The sequence below is a fragment of the Pseudomonas massiliensis genome (assembly GCF_000826105.1).
Lineage (GTDB): Bacteria > Pseudomonadota > Gammaproteobacteria > Pseudomonadales > Pseudomonadaceae > Aquipseudomonas > Aquipseudomonas massiliensis.
On the sequence record NZ_CCYK01000005.1, the window covers coordinates 65,350 to 83,586 of the forward strand.

18 protein-coding genes are annotated in these 18,237 nt (G+C 61.9%); 10 read left to right on the forward strand and 8 right to left on the reverse strand.

All coding sequences use genetic code 11. The annotated features are described in order from the left end of the window. Positions 1 to 31: 31 nt before the first annotated feature. Entirely contained in the window at positions 32 to 1,732 is a 1,701-nt protein-coding gene (gene ureC, locus BN1188_RS03755; protein WP_040259992.1) for an urease subunit alpha, read from the forward strand. A 94-nt stretch (positions 1,733 to 1,826) separates the two neighbouring features. Here ureC and BN1188_RS03760 read toward each other — a convergent pair whose 3' ends face one another. Further along, positions 1,827 to 2,768 (reverse strand): DnaJ C-terminal domain-containing protein, encoded by a 942-nt coding sequence (locus tag BN1188_RS03760; RefSeq protein ID WP_040259994.1) that lies wholly within the window; start codon positions 2,766 to 2,768, stop codon positions 1,827 to 1,829. Positions 2,769 to 2,991: 223 nt separating this feature from the next. On the opposite strand from BN1188_RS03760, the gene BN1188_RS03765 reads away from it, so the two are divergent. After that, positions 2,992 to 4,257, forward strand: a complete 1,266-nt coding sequence (locus BN1188_RS03765; protein ID WP_040259995.1) for an Hsp70 family protein — start codon at positions 2,992 to 2,994, stop codon at positions 4,255 to 4,257. A gap of 13 nt (positions 4,258 to 4,270) precedes the next feature. Here BN1188_RS03765 and BN1188_RS03770 read toward each other — a convergent pair whose 3' ends face one another. Next, positions 4,271 to 5,281 (reverse strand): AI-2E family transporter, encoded by a 1,011-nt coding sequence (locus BN1188_RS03770; RefSeq protein WP_040260521.1) that lies wholly within the window; start codon positions 5,279 to 5,281, stop codon positions 4,271 to 4,273. 175 nt (positions 5,282 to 5,456) lie between these two features. Between BN1188_RS03770 and osmE the strand changes: the two genes are divergently transcribed. Both osmE and BN1188_RS03780 read left to right on the forward strand, forming a co-directional pair. Next, positions 5,457 to 5,798, forward strand: coding sequence for an osmotically-inducible lipoprotein OsmE (osmE, locus tag BN1188_RS03775; protein ID WP_040259996.1), 342 nt, complete (start codon positions 5,457 to 5,459; stop codon positions 5,796 to 5,798). 134 nt (positions 5,799 to 5,932) lie between these two features. Next, positions 5,933 to 6,466: a ferritin-like domain-containing protein gene (locus BN1188_RS03780; RefSeq protein ID WP_040259997.1), complete on the forward strand. Its 534-nt coding sequence runs from the start codon at positions 5,933 to 5,935 to the stop codon at positions 6,464 to 6,466. Positions 6,467 to 6,639: 173 nt separating this feature from the next. On the opposite strand, the gene BN1188_RS03785 is transcribed toward BN1188_RS03780, so the two are convergent. Continuing rightward, entirely contained in the window at positions 6,640 to 8,709 is a 2,070-nt protein-coding gene (locus tag BN1188_RS03785; RefSeq protein WP_040259999.1) for an AsmA family protein, read from the reverse strand. A 280-nt stretch (positions 8,710 to 8,989) separates the two neighbouring features. On the opposite strand from BN1188_RS03785, the gene BN1188_RS03790 reads away from it, so the two are divergent. The 6 genes from BN1188_RS03790 (at position 8,990) to BN1188_RS03815 (ending at position 13,161) form a co-directional block, all read left to right on the forward strand. Next, positions 8,990 to 9,382, forward strand: a complete 393-nt coding sequence (locus BN1188_RS03790) for a hypothetical protein (RefSeq protein ID WP_040260000.1) — start codon at positions 8,990 to 8,992, stop codon at positions 9,380 to 9,382. A gap of 204 nt (positions 9,383 to 9,586) precedes the next feature. Further along, on the forward strand, positions 9,587 to 10,087 hold the full coding sequence (gene ureE, locus BN1188_RS03795) for an urease accessory protein UreE (RefSeq protein ID WP_040260001.1): 501 nt from the start codon (positions 9,587 to 9,589) through the stop codon (positions 10,085 to 10,087). Next, positions 10,084 to 10,758, forward strand: a complete 675-nt coding sequence (locus BN1188_RS03800; RefSeq protein ID WP_040260002.1) for an urease accessory protein UreF — start codon at positions 10,084 to 10,086, stop codon at positions 10,756 to 10,758. Before ureE ends, BN1188_RS03800 begins: the two co-directional genes overlap by 4 nt. A gap of 8 nt (positions 10,759 to 10,766) precedes the next feature. Then, the gene (gene ureG, locus BN1188_RS03805; protein ID WP_040260003.1) at positions 10,767 to 11,381 is read left to right on the forward strand and encodes an urease accessory protein UreG; all 615 of its coding nucleotides are present in this window, start codon (positions 10,767 to 10,769) and stop codon (positions 11,379 to 11,381) included. A 16-nt stretch (positions 11,382 to 11,397) separates the two neighbouring features. After that, a complete protein-coding gene (locus BN1188_RS03810) occupies positions 11,398 to 11,967 on the forward strand; it encodes a HupE/UreJ family protein (protein WP_040260004.1) in 570 nt (189 codons plus the stop codon). Between the two features lie 90 nt (positions 11,968 to 12,057). Then, positions 12,058 to 13,161, forward strand: a complete 1,104-nt coding sequence (locus BN1188_RS03815; protein WP_040260005.1) for an AGE family epimerase/isomerase — start codon at positions 12,058 to 12,060, stop codon at positions 13,159 to 13,161. Here the strand turns inward: BN1188_RS03815 and BN1188_RS03820 are convergent. The 5 genes from BN1188_RS03820 to BN1188_RS03840 form a co-directional block, all read right to left on the reverse strand. Further along, a complete protein-coding gene (locus tag BN1188_RS03820) occupies positions 13,158 to 13,919 on the reverse strand; it encodes an SDR family oxidoreductase (RefSeq protein WP_040260006.1) in 762 nt (253 codons plus the stop codon). The two genes, BN1188_RS03815 and BN1188_RS03820, sit on opposite strands and share 4 nt — an antisense overlap. 469 nt (positions 13,920 to 14,388) lie before the next feature. Then, on the reverse strand, positions 14,389 to 15,105 hold the full coding sequence (locus tag BN1188_RS03825; protein WP_040260007.1) for an ABC transporter ATP-binding protein: 717 nt from the start codon (positions 15,103 to 15,105) through the stop codon (positions 14,389 to 14,391). Continuing rightward, positions 15,102 to 15,977 (reverse strand): ATP-binding cassette domain-containing protein, encoded by an 876-nt coding sequence (locus BN1188_RS03830; protein WP_040260008.1) that lies wholly within the window; start codon positions 15,975 to 15,977, stop codon positions 15,102 to 15,104. The genes BN1188_RS03825 and BN1188_RS03830 overlap by 4 nt, the downstream gene beginning before the upstream one ends. After that, entirely contained in the window at positions 15,974 to 17,257 is a 1,284-nt protein-coding gene (gene livM / locus BN1188_RS03835) for a high-affinity branched-chain amino acid ABC transporter permease LivM (RefSeq protein WP_040260009.1), read from the reverse strand. Before livM ends, BN1188_RS03830 begins: the two co-directional genes overlap by 4 nt. A 2-nt stretch (positions 17,258 to 17,259) precedes the next feature. Then, positions 17,260 to 18,174, reverse strand: coding sequence for an ABC transporter permease subunit (locus tag BN1188_RS03840; RefSeq protein WP_040260522.1), 915 nt, complete (start codon positions 18,172 to 18,174; stop codon positions 17,260 to 17,262). Positions 18,175 to 18,237: the final 63 nt, after the last annotated feature.

Here is an 18,237-nt window from a genome sequence, read left to right on the forward strand (position 1 = left end):
GCGGCCCGAAGGTCGCCTCCAAGGAGCGATGATGAAGATAAGCAAACAGGCCTATGCCGACATGTTCGGCCCCACCGTGGGCGACCGGGTGCGCCTGGCTGATACCGAGCTGTGGATCGAGGTCGAAAAGGACTTTACCGTCTATGGCGAGGAAGTGAAGTTCGGCGGGGGCAAGGTCATTCGCGATGGCATGGGCCAGGGGCAGCTTCTGGCAGCCGAGGTGGCTGACACGGTGATCACCAATGCCCTGGTGCTGGACCACTGGGGCATCGTCAAGGCGGACGTTGCGCTGAAGAACGGCCGCATTGCCGCTATCGGCAAGGCCGGCAACCCGGATATCCAGCCGGGGGTTACCATCGCCTTGGGCGCCAGTACCGAAGTGATCGCCGGGGAAGGCATGATTCTCACCGCGGGCGGGATCGATACCCACATCCATTTCATCTGCCCGCAACAGATCGAGGAAGCCCTGATGAGCGGGGTGACCACCATGATCGGTGGCGGCACCGGTCCGGCGACCGGCACCAATGCCACCACCTGCACGCCGGGCCCTTGGCATATGGCGCGGATGCTCCAGGCTGCGGACGCCTTTCCCATGAACTTGGGCTTCACCGGCAAGGGCAACGCCAGCTTGCCTGGCCCTTTGATCGAGCAGGTAGAAGCCGGGGCGATCGGCCTGAAACTGCATGAAGACTGGGGTACCACGCCAGCGGCCATCGACAACTGCCTTGCCGTGGCCGACCAGTACGACGTGCAGGTGGCGATCCATACCGATACCTTGAATGAATCCGGCTTCGTGGAAACCACCCTGGGCGCGTTCAAAGGCCGCACCATCCATACCTACCACACCGAAGGTGCCGGGGGCGGCCATGCGCCCGACATCATCAAGGCGTGCGGGCTACCCAATGTCTTGCCCAGTTCCACCAACCCGACCCGGCCTTTCACGCGCAACACCATCGACGAACACCTCGACATGCTGATGGTGTGCCATCACCTGGACCCGAGCATCGCCGAGGACGTGGCCTTCGCCGAAAGCCGCATTCGCCGGGAAACCATCGCCGCCGAAGACATTCTCCATGACCTGGGCGCTTTTTCGATGATCAGCTCCGACAGCCAGGCCATGGGGCGAGTTGGGGAGGTGATCACCCGCACCTGGCAAACCGCTGACAAGATGCGCAGGCAACGCGGCCCGCTGCCGGAAGACAGCGACCGCAACGACAATTTCCGTGCGCGCCGCTACATAGCCAAATACACCATCAACCCGGCCATCACCCACGGCATCAGCCACGAAGTGGGCTCCATCGAAGTGGGCAAGCTGGCGGATCTGGTGCTATGGCGTCCGGCATTCTTCGGAGTCAAGCCCAGCCTGATTCTCAAGGGAGGCGCCATTGCCGCGAGCCTGATGGGTGATGCCAATGCCTCCATTCCCACGCCGCAGCCAGTGCATTACCGCCCCATGTTCGCCAGCTATGGTGGCGCGCGCCATGCCACCAGCCTGACCTTCATCAGCCAGGCTGCGCTGGCCGCTGGCGTACCTGAACGGCTGGGCCTGAAGAAAGCCATAGGGGTGGTCAAAGGCTGCCGCGGCGTCACCAAGGCGGACCTGATACACAATAGCTACCAGCCTGTGATCGACGTCGACCCCCAGACCTACCAGGTCAAGGCCGACGGCGTGCTGCTATGGTGCGAACCCGCCGATGAACTGCCCATGGCGCAGCGGTATTTCCTGTTCTAGTGGCCCCGTAGCAGCCCGCCTTGGTGGCGACCGGGTATGACGTGGTGTAACCGGGTGTGATGAAGTGTCAGACCTGATCGCGGCCAAGGCCGGCTTACAGGCCAGCGCGCGGGTCGAAGGCTGCCCGGTGGGCCAGCTTGTCCCAGAGTTCCCGGGTGGCATCGTTGCTCGGCGGCATCACCACCTTGAGCATTACCAACAGGTCTCCCCGGCCGCCGCCCTTGATCGGCAAGCCATTGTCCTTCACCCGCAGGCGTTGGCCGTTCTGGCTGTCCGGGCGAACGGTAAGGTTGATTCGCCCGCCGAGGGTCGGCACCTGTACCTTCGCTCCCAGTGCCAGCTCCCAAGGGGCCACCGGCACTTCCACCACCAGGTCATGGCCTTCGACCGTGAAGCGAGGGTGCGGCGCGAAGCGGATGGTCATGTACAGGTCCCCAGGTTCGCCGCCGGCGTGGCCGGGGCCGCCTTGGCCCTTGAGGCGCACCCGCTCGCCATCGGTTACCCCGGCCGGAATCCGCACATTCAGGGTTTTGGTTGCGTTGCCCGTGGGATGCCCGGCAGCGTTGTACTGAGGTACACGGAAGCTGACTTGCTTGGAGTCGCCTGAAAGGAGCTCCTCAAGGAACAGCGCCAGTTCCAGCTCCACGTCCTTGCCGCGCCGGCTCGTATTGCGCGCTGACCCGCGCGCACTGCCGAAGGGATTGCCGGCGCGACTCTGGTTGCCGAAGATGGCGCTGAAGAAGTCCGAAAAATCTCCGTTTTCCTGGCCAAAGCCGCCACCGCCATAACCCGGCGGCGCCTGGAAGGGACGCCCATGCACGCCGTACTTGCGCAGCTCATCGTACTCGGCGCGCTTCTCGGGGTTGCTCAGCACATCGTAGGCCTCCGAAGCCTCCTTGAACTGGGCTTCTGCGTTCGGCTCCTTGCTCACATCGGGGTGGTACTTGCGGGCAAGCTTGCGGTAAGCGGCCTTTATGATCTTTTCGTCCGCCCCTGGCTCTACCCCAAGCACCTTGTAGTAGTCTTTGAAATCCATCTGTAGGTACCACCTGAAAAGAGAAAAACGCGAGGCCGCCCCTGTATGAAGACACTGTCTGTCATGACGCAGCCAGGAGCAAATGTTCGCGTGGTAATGCCTTCTAGATTGGGGCCACAGGCATGCTTTCAAGTGAGGCGGTGGAAAAATCCGTCACCCTGCTCTTCGGTTCGGTCGCGCCCTGACATACACTGCGCGGCCGTTTTTTCTCCAGGGCCGATACATGACCACCGCTCCCTTCGCTCGCGCCTGCGGCATCGACTTCGGTACGTCCAATTCCACCGTAGGCTGGTACCGCCCCGGCGAGCAAACCCTGCTGCCGCTGGAGGATGGCAAGATCACCCTGCCCTCGGTGGTGTTCTTCAATGCCGAAGAGCGCCGGCCCGTCTATGGCCGCCTTGCCTTGAAAGAATATCTGGACGGCTACGAGGGACGCCTGATGCGATCCCTGAAAAGCCTGCTCGGTTCCCGCCTGATCAAACACGATACCAGCGTGCTTGGCAGCGCCCTGCCATTCAAGGACCTGCTGGGCCTGTTCATCGCCCAGCTCAAACAGCGGGCCGAGAACGCGGGCGGCCGTGATTTCGACCAAGTGGTGCTAGGCCGGCCCGTCTTCTTCGTGGACGATGATGCCATCGCGGACCAGGAAGCCGAAGACACGCTCGCGGCGGTAGCGCGCAAGCTTGGGTTCAAGGACGTCTCCTTCCAGTACGAGCCCATTGCCGCCGCGTTCGACTACGAGGCAGGCATCGAGCGGGAAGAGCTGGTTCTGATCGTCGACATCGGCGGCGGTACTTCCGACTTTTCCCTGGTACGCCTGGCACCGGAGCGTCGCGCCCTCACCGAGCGAGAGCAGGACATCCTGGCCACTGGCGGCGTGCACGTGGGCGGTACCGACTTTGACAAACACCTGAGCCTGCAAGGCGTCATGCCGCTGTTTGGCTACGGCAGCCGGATGAAAAGCCAGGCGCTGATGCCCACCAGCTATCACCTGAGCCTGGCGACCTGGCACACGATCAACTCGGTGTACTCGCAAAAATCTCAGCTGGCCTTGGCCAATATGCGCTACGACATAGAAGACACCCTCGGCATCGACAGGCTGTTCCGCCTGATCGAGCAGCGGGCCGGCCACTGGCTGGCCATGGAAGTCGAGGAAACCAAGATCCAGCTGACCGATGCGCCAACCCGCCTGTTGAACCTGGATCGTATCGAGCCCGGCCTGAGCGTGGACCTGACCCGCGCGTTATTCGAAAGCGCCATCGAAGGCTTGCTGCAGCGGGTACATGCCAGTGTCAACGAAACCTTGGCACGCGCCGGCATTCGTGAAGATCAGGTCGATACAGTGTTCTTCACCGGCGGCTCCAGCGGCATTCCCGCTCTTCGGGACAGCGTGGCGGCCATGCTGCCCAATGCTCGCCACGTTGAGGGCAATCGCTTCGGTAGCATTGGAAGCGGGTTGGCGATCGAGGCATGGCGCCGCTACGGATAACGGCAGGCACAACCTACACCAGCCCTGCCTCACGCAGTTCGCTTTTCAGATACGCATAGTAGATCGGCCCGGCGACTACGCCGGGCAGGCCGAACGCTGCCTCGAACACCAGCATGGCCAGCAGCAGTTCCCAGGATTTGGCGCTAATCTGCCCGCCCACGATACGGGCATTGAGGAAGTATTCCACCTTGTGGATAAGAATCAGGTAACCCAGGGCCCCCACGGCGACCCAGACTGACAATGACAGACCAACGATGGTGATCAGCGTGTTGGACATAAGGTTGCCGATCACCGGCAACAGGCCCAGCAGGAAGGTCAACACGATCAAGGTCTTGGTCAGCGGCAGCTTTATCCCCAGCAGCGGCAGCACCACGGCCAGGAAAACCCCGGTAAAGGCAGTGTTGAGCAGGGAAATCTTGATCTGGGCGAACACGATATTGCGGAACGCTTGCACCAATAGGGTCAGACGCTGATAGAGCGCCGCGGCCAAGGGCTGGCGAGCAGTCTCGTCCGACGCGCGTTGCAGTGCAATGATGGCGCCGAGCACCATGCCGATCAGCAAGGTCACGAAGGTGTGCACCGCATCCTTGCCCATCAGTTGCAGGTCGCTGACATGCTTGCCTAGCCAGGCGCCGATGGCCACCCGGAACTCAGCCGCGCTGGTGGGCAGGTAGGCGTCGATCGCCGGAGGCAGCTGCCCCCGGGCACGGTCTACCACGGTCATGAACTTGTCCAGGCTCGCGCCAGGGTTTTCAACCTCATGCAAGACCAGGCTGAACGCGCCAAAGAAAATCAGCGCCAACGCGCTGACCACCAGGGTGCCCAGCAGGGCCACCGCCACCCAGCGCGCCCGCGGCCCGGCGATCAGTCGTTGCAGCTGTGGGGTGAGCATGTTCACCAGTTCGAACACCAGCAGGCCCGCGAGCAGGCTCGGCAACAGGCGCAGCGGCAGAACCATCAGCAAGCCGCCGATAACCAGCACCCAGCTGGCAATCAATGCGTGACGAGAAGAAAACGTGGGCATACGGCCTCGAACAAACCACCCGGGAGGAAGGGCAGTCTGCCAGTGAACCGCGTCGGCCACCAGCCCGAACCGAGGCGGTTGTACAAGGGCCGCCATTTGCATCGGAAAGTCGAACTCTTGCACACAAGCGAAGCTCCAAAACCGTAGCCAGTTCGGCTTTCCCTGGAGCGATACCATGTTCAAGCAAACCCTGACCGCTGCATGCGTGCTCGCTGTGCTTGCCGGTTGCCAGACTACCCCGGAAAACCCGGTGGATTTCGTGACGTACCGCAACGAGCCACTGGTCAAGCAAGTTGAAAAAGGCATGACGATGCAGCAAGTGCGCACCATTGCCGGCCCGCCCTCGACTGTCGTCGAAGGTACCGCCGGCTCGGCCAACGGCACCTGCAACAACTACATCCTCAACCGTGACGGTGCTCAGCAGGCCTATTATGTGAGCTTCAACAGCGCCGGCCTGGTGGACACTAAAGGCTTCATGACCTGCGAACAGCGCAAGCAGAACGAACAGGCCAAATGACACGCCCGGCTGTTGCCTCGAGGCGGCGTCGGCTGGGCCATGCCCAGGCCGCCGCCTGCTTCTCACCGAGCCCGCCTGGCGCCTGGCGCCAACTATAGAGCGAGCCGGATCACCGTGAACCCTGGAGAACCCTCATGCTCAACCTTCAATTGACCGACAAGACCGTGCTTCGAGAACGCGCCCGCCAGAACGTGGATAACGGCGCGGTGACCGAGGGCTATACCGCTGACCGGGAAGAGATCATTCGCTTGCTCAACGAGTCTCTGGCCACCGAGCTGGTCTGCACACTGCGCTACAAACGTCACTACTTCATGGCTACCGGCCTTAAGGCCAGCGTGGCGGCGGATGAGTTCCTGGAACACGCCCAGCAGGAAGCCGAGCATGCCGACCGCCTGGCTGAACGTATCGTGCAACTGGGTGGCGAACCCGAATTCAATCCGGACCGCTTGTCCGCCTTGTCCCATGCCGAGTACAAGGCCGGCGCCAACCTGAAGGAAATGGTCTACGAAGACCTGGTGGCCGAGCGGATCGCAATCGATGCCTACCGGGAGATCGTGCAGTACATCGGCGAGAAAGATCCAACCACCCGGCGCATCTTCGAAGACATCCTGGCGCAGGAAGAAGAGCACGCCGACGACATGGCGGATATCCTCGGCGACCTGACCTGATCCGGAGACAGCCTTCGCTGGAAGGCTGGTCTGCCGAAGCCGGCTTGGAAAGCCTGCCATTCGGCAGCTTCGCTACTTCCCGAGCTTCTGTGGGACCCAGCGCCAGCTGGGGAATGGCCCTGAATAGGTCCCTCATTCGGCAGCTTCGCTACCTCCCACATGCTCCTGCACCGCTACCTTACGGTCGCCGGCACCTTGCCTTGCTTCATCTGCTCCAGCAACGGCCGACACTGGTTGGGTTCCTCTCCGCTCGGGGCGACCAAGGCGAGCAGGCCGGCAGCTGGTGCGACCACAGCGCCCAATGCGACCATGCCAGCACCACGCAACAACAGGGGCACGGCCTGCACCCCCGCGCTGGGGCTGCCGAAGGTCCCACGTACGTAAAGCGGCGAACGCAGCGAGAACAGGCGGAAGCCTTTTGATTCCGGTGTAATCTTGAAGTCCATGCGCTCGGTCTTGAAGTTGGCATCACCGTCGATGTAGATGACCGCGTTTTCCGTATCGAACACGAACAGGTTGGTACTAGCCAGCCCGTCTTTTATGCCGATGTCTGCCGCCGCGCAGTTGATCCTCACTTCCTTGTCGCCGAAGATCTTGCCCATCACATAATTGCCCACGTTCAGCCCGGCAATTTCCATCAGGTCGCGGCTGACCGCCCCGTCATTGACCAGCATCTTGAGGTTGCCGTTGGCAGTGCCCAGCAAGGCGGCGACGGAATTGCCCGTGCCGGCCAGTTGCGCATCGCCATTGAGCTCGCCAAAGCTGGTGCGCATGGGCTCGAACGTGGGGAACAGCTGCTTGAGCTTGAAACCACGTGCGCTAAGCCGCGCCTGGCCTTGCAAAGGCTCGACCTGGCCATTGAGGCGAATGTTGGAATCAAGCTGACCGCCAGCGACGCCGAAACGCAGCGGATCCAGATGCAGGCGACCATTGTCGAGCACCACATGGGTATAGAGATCCGACACGGGCAAGCTTTCGGCCTTCACGATTCGCTTGCCAGTGAACTCGACGTCGGCATCCATTGCGCGCCAGCGGTCCGTCTTGAACGCTTCTACCGGCAATACCTTGCCAGTTGGCTGTTGGCTGTCCGCGCCCCGGGCTTTTTGCTCGGCGTTGGAGTCAGCACCGATCAAGGGCGCCAGGTCACTGAACAGCAACTGGTTGGAAACAAGCTTGCCGCTCAGCTTTGGCCGCGGCTGGCTGGCAACGAAGGCCAGGTCGCCATGGATATCGCTGTCACCGATGCGGCCATTGAAGTTGTCATAGTGAAAGCTTGCCCCCGAGGGCTCATGCAACCGGGCAACCAGATGGCCGTCTGTACTGTAGGGCGGCGAGTCGGGCAAGGTGACGCCCGTCAGCGGATAAAGGTTGCCCAGGCTGGTGCCGGAAAGCTTCAGGTGCAGGTCCAGGGCGCCCAGGTTGCGGGGATCGGTCAAGGTACCGACCACGGACGCATGGGTAGCGCCGGCACTGGCGTCGACCTGCACCGGGAAGGGTTGCCGAGCGTCCTGCAGCGCCAACAAGCCGCCTATCTTGCCCGTTCCGCGAACGGGCAGGCCCTTGTATCGCCCGTCGGCCTTGAAACCGAAAGCGTAATCCTGGGCGCTGTTACCGGCCTCGTCCAGTGCCTTGGCCGCCTCGCTTTGCCCAGCCAGGGCCTTGAAGGGAATGGGCTGACCAAGCGGGTCGATCAGGACCTGTACCTGGGTATCCAGGGTTGCATCGTTGAAACCAACCCGCCCTTTGTCGAACCCGATCGCGCCGATATCCAGCACCCAGCTCGACGGCTCGGCGGTGTCATCCTTGGGCCCCAAGTCGAAATCCCAGTTGGCGCGACCGTCTTTCAGGCGCTGTAGGTCAGCACTGGGCTCGGTCAGGTTGATACGAGGGATCACGATGTGTTGCGCCAGCAGCGGCAGCGGTGAAAGGCGGAACTCTACGCGCTTGAGGCTAGCCATCTGCGGTTCTTTGGACCACGCCGGATTACCTAGGGTGATGTCGTCGGCAATGAGATGTGGCCAGGGCACCCAGGCATGCCAGCCGCCTTCGTCCGGCTGACGAGCCCAAGCCACCGCCAGGTTGCCATTGATCGCGAACGGGCGATGCAATGCCTCGGACACCTTTTCATTAAGGGTGGGCTTGACCCGATTCCAGTCAAAGGTGGCGATGACCACGACCAGGACAACAATCAAGGCCAGCAATATGCCGAGAATCCAGGCGGTAATGCGAAGCGGGCGAGACATGCGGGCTCTCCATACAGCGACTATCCCAGGGCGTGAATGCGCGATCGATAGTCAAAAGGTGTGACTGCAACGAGACGGCTGAGGTTTCCCTCTCCCGTTCGGCTTGCGGCCGATACCCAGCTTCTACTACTGGCAGTTAAATCTAACTCCCTGACCGGCATGGAGTTTTCCATCATCACTCTGATCGATTTTCATCATGCAGAGGATCGACTTCCGCCTCGGGATACAGCGCGTAGCATGGGCCCCGTAGACAGATTTCCATCCCTTCAAGGAGCCTCTCATGAAACGCCAACTCTTCGCCGCCGCGCTGTCCCTCGCCACCTTCAGTGCCTTTGCCTTGCCCGTAACGGATCAGGATCTGGCGACCCAGGCCAAGCCCACCGCCGCCGTCACTGCAAGCCACCGCTTCACTGTCGCCCAGGATGGCGCCGACCGTAACCTGAACAGCGTTGCCCAGGATGGTGCTGACCGCAGTCTGAACACCATCGCCCAGGATGGTGCTGACCGCAGTCTGAACACCATCGCCCAGGATGGCGCTGATCGTAATCTGAACACCGTTGCCCAGGATGGCGCCGACCGTAATCTGAACACCGTCGCCCAGGATGGCGCCGACCGCAATCTGAACACCGTTGCCCAGGATGGCGCTGACCGCAGTCTGAACACTGTGGCCTGACCGCTAAGTAGTCCCGATAGGCCCGCTTCCGGCGGGCTCGGGTGCCACTTGCACTTCAATTGTGCACGCCTCGCCCCAACGCCCTATTTTGAACCCCGCCCCGCTCCATCCTAGACCCAACCGCTCCCTGGTTTTCCACTGCGCGTTCAAGTTGGCAAGCCCCTTGCTCTGGCTTGCTTCCAGTCCTGAGCTGGAAGCCTATCGATGCTTGTCATTCATCACCGTCTGGACCCGCGTCCCACTTGGGATGCAGAGCTTCATCTGACCTTTGAGGCACGCAGTAAAAGCCGCCTGCGCTGCTATAGCGCCGCTGGCGAGGACGTCGGCCTGTTCCTTGAACGCGGTCAGCCTCCCTTGCGCGATGAAGATTTCCTGCTGGCCGAAGACGGTCGCGTAGTGAAGGTATGCGCACGATCAGAGCGGCTGCTGCATGTAACCTGCGGCTCGGCTCTCGAGCTGACCCGTGCCGCCTATCACCTGGGCAACCGCCATGTTGCCTTGCAGGTAGGCGAAGGCTGGTTGCGCCTGCTCGAGGACCACGTGCTCCAGGCCATGCTCGAACAACTGGGCGCCAGCGTGAGCGCGATCGAAGCGCCCTTCCAGCCGGAGCACGGGGCCTACGGCGGCGGCCATCACCATTCACACCACGGTGAGGAAGCATTCAACTATGCGCCTCGCCTGCACCAGTTTGGCGCCAGGCGGTGAGCCCTGCCTGGGCCTTGCTGCGCCTGGCCAGCCCCCAGCTGCCTATTGGCGGCTATAGCTATTCCCAAGGCCTGGAGATGGCGGTGGAAGCCGGTTGGGTCTGTAGCCAGGGCAGTGCGGCGGTATGGTTGACGGATCAGCTCGAGCTCAACCTGGCTCGCTTCGAGGCGCCCTTGCTTCTGGCCCATTGCAATGCCGCCGCGGCTGAAGACTGGCACGTCCTGCGTGACCATTGGGAAGCGCACCGCGCCAGCCGGGAAACCCGTGAATTCCAGCTCGAGAGCCGACAGATGGGCTACTCCCTTAAACAGCTGCTGCTGGGGCTGGAAGAGCTGGACTGTCCCGCTCGGGCGTTCCTGCTGGCAATCGATGAACCACACCTGGCCCTGGGCTGGGCGCTGACAGCCCGGGCCTGGCGCATCAGCCCCTCCGACGCGCTTACCGCCTGGCTGTGGAGCTGGCTGGAAAACCAGTTGGCCGTATTGATGAAAACCTTGCCCCTTGGCCAACAGGCCGCGCAACGGCTGACCAGTGATCTGCTGCCGGCACTCGACAGCGCCCAGCGCATCGCCTGCGACATCGACCCAGGCCAGGTTGGCGGCGCGCCGTTCGGCCTGGCCCTGGCCAGCATGGCCCACGAGCGGCAGTACAGCCGTCTGTTTCGATCCTAGGAGAACCCATGAACAGCCAACCCCTGAGAGTCGGTATCGGCGGCCCTGTCGGCTCCGGCAAGACAGCCCTTACCCTCGCCTTGTGCCTGGCGCTGCGCGAGCGCTATAACCTGGCGGTAGTCACCAATGACATCTACACCCGGGAAGACGCCGACTTCCTGGTACGCAACCAGGCCTTGGCACCGGAGCGGATCATCGGCGTGGAAACCGGAGGCTGCCCTCATACCGCCATCCGGGAAGACGCCTCGATCAACCTGGAAGCTGTGGATCAGCTCAATCGTCGTTTTCCTGGCCTCGACCTCATCCTGGTGGAATCCGGAGGCGACAACCTATCGGCTACCTTCAGTCCAGAACTGTCTGACCTCACGCTGTATGTGATCGATGTCTCGGCTGGGGATAAGCTCCCGCGCAAGGGCGGCCCGGGGATTTGCAAGTCCGACCTGCTGGTAATCAACAAGATCGACCTGGCCGAGCAGGTCGGAGCCTCTCTGGAAAGCATGGACCGCGATACGCGCAAGATGCGTGGGGAGAAGCCTTTTGTTTTCAGCAACCAGAAAACCGGGCATGGGCTGGACCAGATCATTGCCTTCATCGAACGCCAAGGCCTGCTTACCGCAGCCTGAACCCTAAGGAAAGCCTATGACCCGCTTGAAATTGCTCGCCTCCCTTGTGCTGATGGGCATGCCTGTCTGGGCCTTCGCCCATCCTGGACACAGTGGAGGGCTACTGGCTGGCGCCAGCCACCCGTTAGGCGGGCTGGACCATCTGCTGGCCATGATCGCTGTCGGCCTCTGGGCCGCCCAACAGGCTGGCAGCGCCCGCTGGGCCCTTCCTTGCACCTTCCTGATGGCCATGTTGGTCGGCGGTGGCCTGGGCTTTGCCGGCATCGCCCTGCCCGGTCTGGAAACGGGCATTGCCGCCTCGGTGCTGGCCCTGGGGCTGGCGGTTGCCCTGGCGCTGCGCCCGGCGCTTGCGCCGGCGATCCTGATTACCGCCGCTTTCGCACTCTGCCACGGCATGGCCCACGGGCTGGAATTGCCGGCCATGGCCAGCGCCTGGTCTTATGCCGTCGGTTTCATCGCGGCTACGGCCTTGCTCCACGCCTTCGGCTACGCCCTGGTCCGCTGGTTGCCGCAGGCAGTCGCGCCCTTGGTGCGTCTGGCAGGAGTAGGCGCGGCCATCGCCGGGGGGTACCTTCTGATGGCCTGAGAGGCTAGCCGCCACAGCCCTGCGGGCCAGGTCAGCTCAGCGGTTTTCTGCTAGAGTGGCGGCCATTTTTCTCGCCCCATGAAGCCGTCCATGCCCGCGTCCCGCTTGAATTCTGAGCTCGCCGAAACCTACGCCACGGTGTGGCGCCACTTCCTCGACGGCATCGTGCCCCTGTGGGAAGGGCCTGGCTGGAACCCCGCGCTGGGATTGCCCTACGAAGCGCTGGATGACCAGCATCGGCCGCTGCCTGTCCAACGCTACCGGGCCATGGCCTGTGCCCGGCAGCTATTCGTCTTTACCTGCCTGGGTGACAGGCCCGGCGCGTCGACGCGAGCGGCCACACTGTTCGCCTCGTTGAACAGATATTTCGCCGATCCGCAGCACGGAGGCTGGTATTACAGTGTGGATGCACAGGGCGCTCCGCTGGACACGGAAAAAGACCTCTACACCCATGCCTTCATTCTGTTCGCCTGCGCTCACTATCTGCGCCAGTCGGCCAGTGCCGAGCCGGGACTGCGGGCCGCCCTGGCGGCGGTAGCGCGCTTTGCCTGCCCTCGCGGGCTCTATGAAGCACGCCTTGGCCGGGACTGGGCGTGCCTGGGCCAGGGCCCCTTGCAAAACCCTTTGATGCACCTGGCCGAAGCCTTTCTCGCCACTTTCGAAACGCGCCCCGAGCCTTCCACCGAAGCGGCTTTGCGAACGTTGTGCGACGGCATGCATGAGCACTTCTTCGATGCCGCTCATGGCGTATTGCTGGAAAAGCCTCGAGACGCCTCGGAGAACTGGTACGAGCCAGGCCATCAGTTCGAGTGGTACTACCTGTTGGCGTCTTCAGCCCTGCTGAGCGGGCATGCCTTGACCGCGGACATGGCCCAGGCGCTGGCACGCTCCGAACAGCAGGGTTTGAGCGAGGGCGCGGTATGCGCTTCCCTGGCCCCGGACGGCCAGGTAGTCGATGGCACGCGACGGATCTGGGCCCAGGCCGAACATCTGCGCGCGCTCAGCCTACTGCCTGAGCGCGCCGCCGACCTGACGGCTGGGCTGCGTCGCTTCCAGGCCGCGTTCCTGCGGCCCAGCGGCTGGTATGAATGCCGCGATGCCAAGGGCCAGGTGAGCCGGCACGATATGCCATCCACCACGCCTTACCACCTCTACACCTGCTTCGCGGCGCTTGCCGAGGCCCTCGAGGCTTAGCCCTGGCGGTGGACCGCGAAGCCCGCCCATGACTGGTTGATTGGCATCAGTTCCAGGCGGTTGATGTTGATGTGGGCGGGCTGGGTGAGAATCCAGAAGATGGTATCGGCGATGTCTTGGGGCTGGATCGGGTCTGCGCCGGCATAGGTGGCGTCATAGCGCGCCTTGTCTCCACCGAAGCGCACCAGGGAGAACTCGCTTTCACACATGCCGGGTTCCAGGTCCGTCACGCGCACGCCGGTGCCCTGGAGATCGTTGCGCAGGTTCAAGGAAAACTGTTTAACGAACGCCTTGGTTCCGCCGTACACATGGCTGCCTGGATAGGGATAGCTACCGGCCACGGACCCCAGGTTCACGATACCGGCACCCTTGCCATGCGCGATCAGCTTCGGCAGCAGCAACCGGGTGGTATACAGCAGGCCCTTGATATTGGTATCGACCATGGTGTCCCAGTCATCCAGGTCGCACTTGGGCGCCGGATCGGTACCCAAGGCCAGGCCCGCATTGTTGACCAGGGCGGTAATGCTGGCGAACCGCTCAGGCAGCCCTCCGATCGCCGCTTCCATGGCCTTGCGATCACGCACGTCCACGGCCAGGGCAAGCACATCCACCTTTGCGCGCAGCTCCTCGGCCAGAGCATTGAGGCGTTCTTCGCGACGGCCCGTGATGATCAACGACCAACCGGCCTCGGCGAAGCGTCGCGCGCAGGCTTCGCCGAAACCCGAAGTGGCACCGGTAATGAAGACAGTGGAGGTCATGCGCTACTCCTGTGGATAGTTAAGAGAAAGATGGAGCATGCCCGCCCTGTAGGACACACACAATCACGGAACGGGAATTTATGCCAAAACCAGGCAAGGCTGAACCAAGCGGCGCCGAGCAATACGCCATACCTTGTGTTGGCGCTATCCAATGCAGCGTTTCCAAAGGTTTCGCACAGACTTATCCACAGCCCTTTAGTGGTTTGGCGCTAGGCTGTCAAGACTTGACATTTACCTGCCCCGGCAAGTCCAGAATACCTGATCAAAATTTGATCGCCAGGCTAGAGCCCTTGCAGCGCGCGGGATGCATCATTGTGCCACCAACTTATACACAGGCTGATCCACTCAAGCTGGGGGTTAATCGCGAATGGGGATAAGTACAATGACTTGCGGCTATATGTCACCTTCCACAACCGGTTCGAAAATGTTTTCCACATTTCCGACCGGCTGGATACTCCGCGCCTGCTGATCAGTGGCCGCCCAGATAGGCGTCGCGTACTTCGTCGTTGGCCAGCAGTTCCTGGCCGGTTCCACTCATGCGGATTTGCCCGTTGACCATGACATAGGCACGGTCTGAAAGCTTCAACGCATGGTTGGCATTCTGCTCTACCAAGAAGATCGTCATGCCTTCCTGTGCCAGCTCCCGCAGAGTCGCGAAGATCTGCTTGACCACAATGGGCGCCAGGCCCAGGGAGGGTTCGTCCAGTAGCAACAGGCGCGGCCTGCTCATCAGCGCCCGGGCGATGGCAAGCATCTGCTGCTCGCCCCCTGACATGGTCATCGCGCGCTGGTTACGGCGTTCCTTGAGCCGTGGGAAGAGCGCGAACATCCGCTGCATATCTTCGTCAGCATGCTTGTCGCCAATGGGGATGGTACCCATCATCAGATTTTCCTCCACGGACATGTCAGGGAACACCCGACGCCCCTCCGGGGACTGCGCGATACCATTGGAGGCAATGTAATAGGACGATTTCTGACTGATATCCGTGCCCTGGTACAGAATCTGTCCTTTGGCAACCCGTGGCTGCCCGAAGATGGACATCAACAAGGTGGACTTGCCGGCGCCGTTGGCGCCGATCAGGCTCACGGTTTCCCCCGGGTCGATATGCAAGGAAACGTCCTTCAAAGCCTGGATAGGCCCGTAGTAAACGTCGATGCCCTTGAGCTCCAGAATAGGCGCGGTCATGCGAGTTCCTCCTCATCCGCGCCGAGGTAGGCAGCGATCACCTTGGGGTCGTTGCGAATCTGCTCAGGCTTGCCCGCGGCGATCACGTTGCCGTGGTCCAGTACCACGATGTCATCGGAAATGCTCATCACCATGCCCATGTCATGCTCAATCAACACCACGGTCATGTCGTGATGGTCACGCAAATGGCGAATCATGCCGCTCAGGGCCTCGGTTTCCTGCGGGTTGAGGCCCGCGGCCGGTTCGTCCAGGCAGATAACCTGCGGGCGGGTGCACATGGCCCTGGCGATCTCCAGGCGGCGCTGCTGCCCATAGGAAAGCTCGCCGGCCAACCGGTTGGCGCAGTCCACCAGGTCCACCACTTCCAGCCAGTAGAAGGCCGTGTCCATGGCTTTGGCTTCGGCTCGACGGTAGCCAGGAGTATTGAAGATACCCGCCAGCAGGTTGCGGTTCACCCACATGTGCTGCGCCACCAGCAGGTTTTCCACCACTGACATTTCCTTGAACAGCCGAATGTTCTGGAAGGTGCGCGCCAGGCCTGCTCTGTTCACCAGATGGGTGCCGCCGAACATCTTGTAATAGAGCCGACTGCAGAAGCGGCTCGGGGCAACGAAGTCCGAGGCCTTGAAGGACTCGCCCAGCAACTTGATCACTTCCACGCTGCCATGACGGGCATTGAGCTGGATGCGGCCGCCGCTGGCTTTGTAGAAACCGGTGAGGCAATTGAACACCGTGGTTTTGCCAGCCCCATTGGGGCCGATCAGGGCGAAGATGGAGTTTCTTCGAACCTGCAGGTTCACATCGCTGAGCGCCTTGATGCCGCCGAACTGCATCATCAGGTGTTCTACAGAGAGAATGATGTCGTCGCTCATGGTGCGACTCCTTTACGCGGCGCCACCCCAGTGCGGCTGATTCGGATAAGGCCACGTGGCCGCCAGATCATCATCAATACCATCAGGATGCCGAACAGCAGCACCCGGTATTCAGCGAAGCTGCGTAGCAGTTCCGGCGTTACCGTCAGCACGAAGGCGGCGATTACCACGCCCACCGTCGAGCCCATGCCACCAAGTACCACGATCGCCAGGATCAGCGCCGACTCGAAGAAGGTGAAGGAGGTGGGGTTCACGAAGCCCTGGTAGCTGGCGAAGAACACCCCTGCCAGGCCCGCGGTGGAAGCACCCAGGGTAAAGGCTGAAAGCTTGACCAGCACATGGTTCAGGCCCATGGCGCGACAGGCGATTTCATCTTCACGCAGGGCTTCCCATGCCCGCCCTATCGGCATGCGGGTCAGTCGGTGCTTGATATAGAGCACCAGCATTACCACGATGAACAGCACGGCGTAGATGAAGAGGAATTTCAGGTCCGGGTTGTAGGCGAAGCCGAAGTATTCATGGATGGGCACGCCGCCATCCTTGGCTCGGCGGCCGAACTCCAGGCCGAAGATCGTGGGAGAAGGGACGGGCACCCCGTTGGGCCCTCCGGTGAAGGACAGCCAGTTGTTGAGCACCAGGCGGATGATTTCACCGAAACCCAGGGTCACGATAGCCAGGTAGTCACCGTGCATGCGCAGCACCGGGAAACCCAGGATACAGCCTGCCAGGGCCGCGGCGATGGCGGCTAGGGGCAAGGCAGACCAGAACCCTAGGCCCAGGTACTGGTAGCCCAGGGCCAGGCCGTACGCGCCTATGGCATAGAAGGCTACATAACCCAGGTCCAGCAGCCCGGCCAGCCCTACCACGATGTTCAGTCCCAGTCCCAACAGCACATAGATCAGGCCCAGAATCACCACGGTGAGCATGTACTTGTTGGCGAAGACGGGGAACACCAGCGCGATCACGATCAGCAGCGGAATGATCCAGCGCAGGCGTGATTTATAATCCGGTGCAAGTACGTGGACACCACCGTCTGCGCCATCGAAGCCGTCCAGCATCCGTCGGCCTTGAGAGGACTGCAGGAACACACTGAGCAGAAAGCGGCCGGCCATTACCACGCCCACCAGGATCGCGGTGCGCTGGGGCTGCAGGTTGAAGCCGTAACCGTCCAGGACGATCCCCACTATGGGGCCGAAGACGATCAGCGCCAGCAGTCCGGCCACGATAGTATCGATCAGACACTTCTTGAGGTTCATCGGTTTAGCGATTGCAGAAAACATGGTCACACCTTCGCCACGAGTGGGCGACCGAGCAGGCCTTGGGGACGGAAGATCAGGATCAGCACCAGCAGGGCGAAGCTGAAGACATCCTTGTAGTCGGAATTGACCAGGCCGGAGAACTGCGACTCCGCCACGCCCAGGATCAGCCCGCCCAACATGGCGCCAGGCAGGGAACCGATACCGCCGAGCACCGCCGCGGTGAAGGCCTTGATGCCGATGATGAAGCCGGCGTAGAAGTCGAAGGTGCCGTAGTTCATGGTCACCAGCACGCCCGCCAAGGCCGCCATGGCCGCGCCTATGATGAAGACATAGGAAATCACCCGGTCCGTGTTGATGCCCAGGATGGAGGCCATCTTGCGGTCCTGCTGGGTGGCCCGGCACATGCGGCCCAGCTTGGTGTACTTGATGATGTAGGTCAGCACGGCCATGCCGATGAAGGCGGCCACGATGATGAAGGCCTTGGTGTAGCTCAGCTGCACGAACCCGCTACCGACATGCAGGCGCCAGCCGCCCTCGAGCAGGGTTGGCACCCCCTGTTGCCGCGAGCCCTGGCTGAGCTGTACGTAGTTCTGCAGGATCAGGGATATGCCGATGGCACTGATCAGCGGGGCCAGGCGGGTGGAGTTACGCAAAGGCTTGTAGGCCACGCGCTCGATGACGAAACCGTACGCCCCGGTCACCACGATGGTGAAGACCAGGGTGCCCAGAATCAGGAAAGGGAAAGACTCGATGCCGAAGAAGGACAGTACCGCCAGGCCGATAGCCGCAAGGTAGCAGGACACCATGTACACATCGCCATGGGCGAAGTTGATCATCCCGATGATGCCGTAGACCATCGTATAGCCGATAGCGATCAGCCCGTAGACTGAACCCAGGGTCAGCCCGTTGACCATTTGTTGCAGGAAGATACCGTCCATCATGCACTCTCGTGAACGTGTGGGAGCACCAGCCATTCCGCCGGGCAGGAGGGCTCGGTCAGG

What these genes read in the sequence shown, in the direction of transcription:
- BN1188_RS03770 (WP_040260521.1), bottom strand. Translation starts at nt 5,281, where the DNA reads ATGCCCACGTTTTCTTCTCGTCACGCATTGATTGCCAGCTGGGTGCTG.
- BN1188_RS03825 (WP_040260007.1), bottom strand. Translation starts at nt 15,105, where the DNA reads ATGACCGCGCCTATTCTGGAGCTCAAGGGCATCGACGTTTACTACGGG.
- BN1188_RS03785 (WP_040259999.1), bottom strand. Translation starts at nt 8,709, where the DNA reads ATGTCTCGCCCGCTTCGCATTACCGCCTGGATTCTCGGCATATTGCTG.
- ureC (WP_040259992.1), top strand. Translation starts at nt 32, where the DNA reads ATGAAGATAAGCAAACAGGCCTATGCCGACATGTTCGGCCCCACCGTG.
- BN1188_RS03765 (WP_040259995.1), top strand. Translation starts at nt 2,992, where the DNA reads ATGACCACCGCTCCCTTCGCTCGCGCCTGCGGCATCGACTTCGGTACG.
- BN1188_RS03790 (WP_040260000.1), top strand. Translation starts at nt 8,990, where the DNA reads ATGAAACGCCAACTCTTCGCCGCCGCGCTGTCCCTCGCCACCTTCAGT.
- livM (WP_040260009.1), bottom strand. Translation starts at nt 17,257, where the DNA reads ATGTTTTCTGCAATCGCTAAACCGATGAACCTCAAGAAGTGTCTGATC.
- BN1188_RS03840 (WP_040260522.1), bottom strand. Translation starts at nt 18,174, where the DNA reads ATGGACGGTATCTTCCTGCAACAAATGGTCAACGGGCTGACCCTGGGT.
- BN1188_RS03830 (WP_040260008.1), bottom strand. Translation starts at nt 15,977, where the DNA reads ATGAGCGACGACATCATTCTCTCTGTAGAACACCTGATGATGCAGTTC.
- BN1188_RS03760 (WP_040259994.1), bottom strand. Translation starts at nt 2,768, where the DNA reads ATGGATTTCAAAGACTACTACAAGGTGCTTGGGGTAGAGCCAGGGGCG.
- ureE (WP_040260001.1), top strand. Translation starts at nt 9,587, where the DNA reads ATGCTTGTCATTCATCACCGTCTGGACCCGCGTCCCACTTGGGATGCA.
- ureG (WP_040260003.1), top strand. Translation starts at nt 10,767, where the DNA reads ATGAACAGCCAACCCCTGAGAGTCGGTATCGGCGGCCCTGTCGGCTCC.
- BN1188_RS03815 (WP_040260005.1), top strand. Translation starts at nt 12,058, where the DNA reads ATGCCCGCGTCCCGCTTGAATTCTGAGCTCGCCGAAACCTACGCCACG.
- BN1188_RS03820 (WP_040260006.1), bottom strand. Translation starts at nt 13,919, where the DNA reads ATGACCTCCACTGTCTTCATTACCGGTGCCACTTCGGGTTTCGGCGAA.
- osmE (WP_040259996.1), top strand. Translation starts at nt 5,457, where the DNA reads ATGTTCAAGCAAACCCTGACCGCTGCATGCGTGCTCGCTGTGCTTGCC.
- BN1188_RS03810 (WP_040260004.1), top strand. Translation starts at nt 11,398, where the DNA reads ATGACCCGCTTGAAATTGCTCGCCTCCCTTGTGCTGATGGGCATGCCT.
- BN1188_RS03780 (WP_040259997.1), top strand. Translation starts at nt 5,933, where the DNA reads ATGCTCAACCTTCAATTGACCGACAAGACCGTGCTTCGAGAACGCGCC.